The sequence below is a fragment of the Halomonas sp. genome, from assembly GCF_031581305.1.
In the GTDB taxonomy this organism is placed as follows: Bacteria; Pseudomonadota; Gammaproteobacteria; order Pseudomonadales; family Halomonadaceae; genus Halomonas.
Genome location: NZ_JAVLBC010000165.1, coordinates 1 through 7217, shown reverse-complemented (window position 1 = coordinate 7217; position 7217 = coordinate 1). Strand labels below are relative to the sequence as shown.

Annotated in this window: 7 protein-coding genes; 1 reads left to right on the top strand and 6 read right to left on the bottom strand. The window is 68.1% G+C overall.

Annotated features, from left to right (window positions below; genetic code table 11):
• On the bottom strand, positions 1-388 hold a 388-nt coding region (locus RI841_RS12800), incomplete at its 3' end, for an MgtC/SapB family protein (RefSeq protein ID WP_310705998.1).
• Between the two features lie 112 nt (positions 389-500).
• Positions 501-917, bottom strand: coding sequence for a gamma-glutamylcyclotransferase family protein (locus RI841_RS12795; RefSeq protein WP_310705997.1), 417 nt, complete (start codon positions 915-917; stop codon positions 501-503).
• A gap of 115 nt (positions 918-1032) precedes the next feature.
• Between RI841_RS12795 and smrA the strand changes: the two genes are divergently transcribed.
• A complete protein-coding gene (gene smrA / locus RI841_RS12790) occupies positions 1033-1626 on the top strand; it encodes a DNA endonuclease SmrA (RefSeq protein WP_310705996.1) in 594 nt (197 codons plus the stop codon).
• A gap of 64 nt (positions 1627-1690) precedes the next feature.
• Here the strand turns inward: smrA and RI841_RS12785 are convergent, their stop codons facing one another.
• The 4 genes from RI841_RS12785 to RI841_RS12770 form a co-directional block, all read right to left on the bottom strand.
• Positions 1691-2221, bottom strand: coding sequence for a DUF934 domain-containing protein (locus RI841_RS12785; RefSeq protein WP_310705995.1), 531 nt, complete (start codon positions 2219-2221; stop codon positions 1691-1693).
• Complete coding sequence (locus RI841_RS12780) at positions 2214-3866, bottom strand: nitrite/sulfite reductase (protein ID WP_310705994.1); 1653 nt, start codon at positions 3864-3866, stop codon at positions 2214-2216. The genes RI841_RS12785 and RI841_RS12780 overlap by 8 nt, the downstream gene beginning before the upstream one ends.
• Before the next feature lie 116 nt (positions 3867-3982).
• Positions 3983-5311, bottom strand: a complete 1329-nt coding sequence (locus tag RI841_RS12775; protein ID WP_310705993.1) for an MATE family efflux transporter — start codon at positions 5309-5311, stop codon at positions 3983-3985.
• 62 nt (positions 5312-5373) lie between these two features.
• A partial coding sequence (locus RI841_RS12770) for a vitamin B12 dependent-methionine synthase activation domain-containing protein (RefSeq protein WP_310705992.1) occupies positions 5374-7217 on the bottom strand: 1844 nt, incomplete at its 5' end.

Below are 7217 nucleotides of genomic sequence, written 5' to 3'. Positions count from 1 at the left end.
GGGTGACCATGGAAGCCAGGGAGAATTGGCTGAAGCCGGCCGCGACGCCGATGGCACCGGCCAGCCAGATCGAGGCCCCGGTGGTAATGCCGTGAACACTGGTGCCGCTGCGAATGATGCTGCCGGCCCCCAGGAAGCCGATCCCCCCGATCACCCCTTCGACGATGCGGGTGGGGTCGATGCGTGCGGAGGGGTCTCCTTCGGCGGTGGCGAACAGGATCTCCAGCCCCACGATCAGGAAGGCCGCGGCCCCCAGAGCCACCAGCATATGCGAACGCAGTCCCGCGGACTTGCCGCGCAGCTCACGCTCCAGGCCCAGCACCAGCGCCAGGCCGGCGGCCACGCCCAGCCGGGCGAACATGTCGAGCAGCGAGATCTCGCTTTCCATGACACCTCCTTGAGCTGAAAAGACCGCCGAGGGTCGTGGGGTGAGGCAAGGCAGGGCCGGCTTCACTGATACGATATCGCCTATCCCCACCCCCGGATAACCGCGAAGCCGCCTATTCGCGTCGTCGATAGGTCCAGGCGCGGCGGCCATCCGCCAGCGTCACCCGAACGCGATCATAGCGAATGCCAAGCCTCTCGTAGCGATCCAGGCGGGCCAGCTCCCCGGCATCGACGTTCAGTACCAGGCCTTCCACCTCCCCGAGAGGGGCCTCCTCGAGATCCAGATCATTGCGCCGGTAGCCCTCCAGCACGGCCGCCTCGGGGTCGCCGACGCGGCCGTAGACCAGCCAGCGGACCGGCGCATGGGTGAGGGTGCCATAGACGAAGACCCGATGGGGCCCCTCCTGGACGGGCGCCAGGTGGTCGGGGCGGTCGTAGGTCCAGGGGCTGAGCAGGGAGAGCCACAGCCAGCCGGCCAGGGCCAGTGGCGTGCCGAGGGCCAGCGCCCCCAGCCACTTGAAGGGTCGCATGGGGCATCCTTGTCGTGGTCCGAAGGCCATCCTGCCACGATCGGGCCGGCGACTTAAGCCGCCGGTACGGCTCTGCTAGGATGGGACCTCCCCCATGACGTTCAGGAGGTGCCTCATGAGCCAGGCGAATCGCGACGACGTGGATTTCCGGGCACTGATGGGGGATGTTCGCCCCCTGCACGGCGCCACCAACCGGGCCGATCCCGGACGCGCTCGGCACGCGCCCAGCGAGGCGCAGCTGGCCAGGCGCGAGAGTGCGGCAGCCGAGACCGCGGGCCGCGACTTCCTTTCCGACGACTTCGTCGACCTGGTGCCGCCCTTCGATCCCCTGGCCTTCCACCGGGACGGCATCCAGCAGGCGGTGGTCGACCGCCTGCGCCACGGTGGCTACCCGGTGCAGGCCAGCCTGCACCTGCTGCGTCGGCCCCTGGAGGAGTGCCGGCGCCTGCTGCCGCCCTTCATCCGCGAGGCCTACGCCCACGACCTGCGCTCGGTATTGATCGTCCATGGCCGGGGGCGCGAGATCGACAGCCCGCCCAACGTGCTGCGTTCCTACCTGGCGAAGTGGCTCGGCGCCTTCGACGAGGTGCAGGCCTTCGTCTCGGCAGGCCAGGCAGAGGGCGGCCTGGGCGCAACCTGGGTGATGCTGCGCAAGAGCGAACGGGCAAGGTCCGCGAACCGGGAGCGCCAGCAGAAGCGGCGCGGCTGAGGTCATCAGGAAAACGACGCTGCCGGCCCGAGGGCCGGCAGCGTGCTCCATTACGCCAGGGGCGTCAGGCCAGCGCGGATTGCGCGCGCCGCTGTGCGAGTTCGCGCAGGCGACGACGGAACAGCGGTTCGGGGGTGTCGGTGCCTGGCTGGTAGCCGCGACTGAAGGTGTCCAGGGCGCGCAGCGCATCCTCGACGACCTGGTCCTCGCGCAGCGAGAAGCCATCGAAGCCGCAGCGGGACATGTAGAACAGCTGGTCGATCAGCACATCGCCCAGGGCGCGGATCTGGCCCCGGTAGCCATACCGCTCACGCAGCAGTCGGGCGATGCTGTAGCCCCGACCATCGGTGAAGGTCGGGAAGTCGATGCCGACCAGCGGGGCCGTCATCAGCTCGTCGGCCAGCGCCGGCGTGAGCTCGGTGTCGCTGGGCAGCCAGGGGGCCAGGTCGTCGCGCCGGCCGGCAGCCTGCCACACCGCCAGGGGGACCAGGGCGGGACCCTGCGCCGGGGCGGCCTCCTCGTCGTGGCGGATCCAGTGGTCCTCGACCAGGCGGCGCTTGACGATCAGCGGGCGGTTGACGGTCTGCTCAGGCATAGACACGCTCCTTGAAGGGTTTGAGGCCGATGCGGCGATAGGTATCGAGGAAGGTCTCGTCGGGCTGGCGGTTGCCGACATAGACCTGCAACAGCTTGTCGATCACCTCCGGCACGTCCGCGCGGAAGAACGAGGGACCCAGGATCTTGCCCAGGGAGGTGCCATTGCCCTGGCTGCCCCCCAGCGAGATCTGGTAGTACTCCTCGCCCTTCTTGTCGACGCCGAGGATGCCGATGTGGCCGACATGGTGATGGCCGCAGGCATTCATGCAGCCGGAGATATTGAGCTCCAGCGGCCCCAGGTCGTAGAGGAAGTCCAGGTCCTCGAAGCGCTCCTGAATGGCGTGGGCGACCGGGATGGACTTGGCATTGGCCAGGCCGCAGTAGTCCCCGCCGGGGCAGCAGATCAGGTCGGCCAGTGTCCCCACCGTGGGGTTGGCCATGCCCAGGGCCTCCAGCCGCCGCCAGAGCGCCTCGAGGCGGTCCACCGGCACGTCGGTGAGCACCAGGTTCTGCTCGTGGGTGACCCGCAGCTCGCCGTGGCCGAACGCGTCGGCGAGGTCGGCGATGGCTGCCATCTGCTCCGAGGTAACGTCCCCGGGGGAGTGCTCGCGACGCTTGAGCGACAGGGTCACGGCCTTGTAGCCGGACACCTTGTGGTCACTGACATTGTTGGTGACGAAGCGCGCGAAGGCGCGATTCTCGCCGCGCAGCCGCTCGAAGGCCGCGATGGCCTCCGCCGGCACCTCACGGCGCGGCGGCTCGATAAAGTGCGCCGCCACGGCCTCGACGGCGCCCTGGGTCAGGGTCTGGGGGCCATCCTTGAGGTGGGCCCACTCCTCCTCGACGCGGCGACGGAACTCGTCGACGCCCAGTGCCTTGACCAGGATCTTGATGCGCGCCTTGAACTTGTTGTCGCGCCGACCGAACTGGTTGTAGACCCGGACCAGCGCTTCCAGGTAGGTCAGCAGGTGCTGCCAGGGCAGGTCCTCGCGGACCACCTCGCCGATCATCGGCGTGCGCCCCAGCCCGCCGCCGGCCAGCACCTTCACGCGCACCTCGCCATCGCGATCGCGCCACAGGCGCAGGCCCACGTCATGGACCTGGATGGCGGCGCGGTCCTCGACGGCGCCGGTCACGGCGATCTTGAACTTGCGCGGCAGGTAGGCGAACTCGGGGTGGAAGGTCGACCATTGGCGGATCAGCTCGCACCAGGGGCGCGGGTCGACCTCCTCGTCGGCCGCCACACCGGAGAACTGGTCGGTGGTGGTGTTGCGGATGTCGTTGCCGCTGGTCTGGATGGCGTGCATCTGCACGCTGGCGAGATCGGCGAGGATATCCGGCACGTCCTCGAGCTTCGGCCAGTTCAGTTGCAGGTTGGTGCGGGTGGTGAAATGGCCGTAGCCGCGATCATAGCGGGCGGCGATCTCGCCCAGCTTGCGCAGCTGATAGGAGGCCAGCATGCCGTAGGGGATGGCGATGCGCAGCATGGGGGCATAGCGCTGGATGTAGAGGCCGTTCTGCACGCGCAGCGGCAGGAACTCCTCCTCGCTGATTCGGCCCGCGAGATAGCGGCGCATCTGGTCGCGGAACTGGGCGACGCGTTCATCGACCAGGGTCTGGTCGTGGGTGTCGTAACGATACATTCAGCGCATTCCTGATGCCGGGAAGTGGCGGACTATGGCGCTACCTTACCGCCTGCCTTTTATTCAATAAAAGAATAAATGTTTATAGTTTATATGCAAAATGGAATGACGCGAGCTCAGATGGCCAGGTCCTGCCAGCGCCGCTGCTGCCAGATCAGCACGAAGCCGGCGGAGTTCAGGCCGCGATAGCCAAGCTGTACCCACCAGATACCGATGAGCCCTTGGTCGAGCACCACCCCGACCCACCAGGCCAGCGGCAGGAAGACCAGCCACTGCAGGCTGAGGGTGATCGCCATCACGGTGCGATGGGCGCCGGCCCCGAGAAGGGCCTGGGCGAACACCAGTGCCGCGGCGTCCAGCACGATCATCAACGCGGTGAGCTGAAGCGGCACGCGCCCCAGGGCGATAAGGTCCGTGTCGTGGAGAAAGAGGGCGAGCACGGCCTCGGGGAGCAACACCATCGGCACGGCCAGCACCGCCAGGCAGAGCCAGGCCAGTCGCACCACGTCCCAGCCCCAGCGGTGGGCCTCGCCATGGGCCTCGCGCCCCAGGGCCTGGCCGACCAGGCTCATCGCCGCCATGCCGAGGCCCACGCCGGGCAGGATCAACAGCAGCGAGAGGTTGACCAGCACGTGGCCCACGGCAACGCTGGCGGTGCCGATCTGGCCCAGGATCCAGAACAGCGCGGCATAGCCGGCGGCAAACCAGACCTGCTGGAAGGAGTGGGGCGTGGCCAGGCGCAGGGTCGTGGCCAGGGCCGTGCGCCGGGGAAGGCCGGCCAGGAAGCCGCTGGCGGTGGCGTGGCGCAGGCTGAGGCCGGCCCAGATGGCGAGCCCGGCGAAGAGCGACAGCGTGGTGCCGGCCCCGGCCCCGGCCACGCCCATGGCCGGCAGGCCGAGATGCCCGAAGATCAGGACGATGCTCGCCACCACGTTGATGGCATGCATCACCAGGATGATGCGCAGATAGAGGCCGGTCTGCTGGATGCCGTTCCAGTAGCCTCGGAAGCAGAAGATCATCGCCACCGGCATCAGCGAGACGACCCGCCAGCGAAAGTAGTCCACCGCCTCGGCATTGACTGCCGGGTCCTGGTTGATCAGCGCCATCAGGCGCGGCGCCTGCCACAGGCAGAGCAGGGTCAGGGGCAGGGCCACCGCCAGGGCGATCGCCAGGCCGGCGTTGAGCGCCATGGCGCGCCGCCCCCAGTCCTGTTCGCCGTGGCGACGGGCCGTCTGGGCCTGGACGCCGGAGGAGAGCCCGAAGACCACGGCGGTGATCAGGAAGATGGCGTAGCCGCCGATGCCCACGCCGGCGAGCGGCACCTCGCCGAGCGAGCCCACCAGGGCCGCGTCGATCAGGTTGAGCAGGCTCTGGGTGAGCATGCCGGCGATGATCGGCAGGGCGAGGCGCAGGATCGTCTGGCGGCGGGTGGGCTCGGGCAGCATCCGTGTTCCGGGCAGGTGAGGGCAGGTGAGGGCAGGCGGCCCGCCGCAGCGGGCCGGAAGGGTCAGGCCGGGTCGTAGGAGAGTACCGGCGCGAGCCAGCGCTCGAGCTCCTCGACGGCCATGCCCTTGCGACTGGCCAGCGCCTCGACCTGGTCCCGGGTGATCTTGCCGGTGGAGAAGTACGTCGAGCGCGGGTGGGAGAAGTACCAGCCGGCCACCGCGGCGGCGGGCCACATGGCGAAGTTCTCGGTGAGCTCGAGGCCGGTATTCTCGGTGGCCTGGAGCAGGCGGAACAGGGTCGCCTTCTCGGTGTGGTCGGGGCAGGCCGGGTAGCCGGGGGCCGGGCGGATGCCCTGGTACTTCTCGGCGATCAGGGCGTCGTTGTCCAAGGCCTCGTCGGGCACATAGCCCCAGAACTCCTTGCGCACCCGCTCGTGCAGGCGCTCGGCGAAGGCCTCGGCCAGGCGGTCGGTGAGCGACTGGACCAGGATGGCGTTGTAGTCGTCGCCGGCGGCCTTGTACTGCTCGGTCAGGGCCTCGACGCCGTGCCCGGTGGTGACGGCGAAGCCGCCGATCCAGTCGGGCTTGCCGCTCTCCCGGGGGGCGATGAAGTCGGCCAGGCTGTGGCAGACACCGTCGCGGTTCTTGGTGGTCTGCTGGCGAATGTGGTGCAGCCGCTCGATCACCTCGCTGCGCGACTCATCGGTATAGACCTCGATGACGTCGTCGTCGACGCTGTTCGCCGGCCACAGGCCGATCACGCCGCGGGCCTGGATGCGCTTCTCGTCGATCAGCTTGCGCAGCATCGCCTGGGCATCGGCGAACAGCTGGCGAGCCGCCTCGCCGACCTTGTCATCGTCGAGTATCTTCGGATACTTGCCGGCCAGCTGCCAGCTCATGAAGAAGGGGGTCCAGTCGATACGCTCGACGAGTTCCTCGATGTCATAGTCGTCGAACACCTCGATCCCGGTGATGGCCGGTCGCGGTGGCGTGTATTTGTCCCATTCCATGGCCGGCTTGCGCTGGCGTGCCTCGGCGTAGGAGAGGTCGGCCGCCTTGGGGCGTCGCTTGGCGTTGCGTTCGCGTACCGTCTCGTACTCGGTGCGGATCTCGTCGATATAGGTAGGCTTCAAGGCCGGGGAGAGCAGCCTGCCGGCCACGCCCACGGCCCGCGAGGCATCGGTGACGTAGATCACTGGATGCTCGTACTGGGGCTCGATCTTCACCGCGGTGTGGGCCTTGGAGGTGGTGGCGCCACCGATCAGCAGCGGCAGATCGAACCCCTGGCGCTGCATCTCCCTGGCCACGTGCACCATCTCGTCCAGCGACGGGGTGATCAGGCCGGAGAGGCCGATGATATCGGCGTTCTCGTCGCGGGCGGTCTGCAGGATCTTCTCGGTGGGCACCATCACGCCGAGGTCGATGACCTCGTAGTTGTTGCATTGGAGCACGACGCCGACGATATTCTTGCCGATATCGTGGACGTCCCCCTTGACCGTGGCCATGACGATCTTGCCCTTGGCCTGGCTCTCGGCACTCTTCTCGGCCTCGATGTAGGGGATCAGGTAGGCCACCGCCTGCTTCATGACCCGGGCCGACTTGACCACCTGGGGCAGGAACATCTTGCCGTCGCCGAAGAGGTCGCCGACCACGTTCATGCCATCCATCAATGGCCCCTCGATCACCTCGATGGGGCGCTGGGCTCGCTGGCGGGCGAGCTCGGTATCCTCCTCGATGTAGGCGGTGACCCCCTTGACCAGGGAGTGGGCAATGCGCTTCTCGACCTCCCAGCTGCGCCACTCCAGATCCTCCTTCTTGGCCGGGCCGCTGCCGTCGCCCTTGTACTTGTCGGCCAGGTCCAGCAGCCGCTCGGTACTGTCGCTGCGGCGATTGAGTACCACATCTT

What these genes read in the sequence shown, in the direction of transcription:
- RI841_RS12780 (WP_310705994.1), bottom strand. Translation starts at nt 3,866, where the DNA reads ATGTATCGTTACGACACCCACGACCAGACCCTGGTCGATGAACGCGTC.
- smrA (WP_310705996.1), top strand. Translation starts at nt 1,033, where the DNA reads ATGAGCCAGGCGAATCGCGACGACGTGGATTTCCGGGCACTGATGGGG.
- RI841_RS12785 (WP_310705995.1), bottom strand. Translation starts at nt 2,221, where the DNA reads ATGCCTGAGCAGACCGTCAACCGCCCGCTGATCGTCAAGCGCCGCCTG.
- RI841_RS12775 (WP_310705993.1), bottom strand. Translation starts at nt 5,311, where the DNA reads ATGCTGCCCGAGCCCACCCGCCGCCAGACGATCCTGCGCCTCGCCCTG.
- RI841_RS12795 (WP_310705997.1), bottom strand. Translation starts at nt 917, where the DNA reads ATGCGACCCTTCAAGTGGCTGGGGGCGCTGGCCCTCGGCACGCCACTG.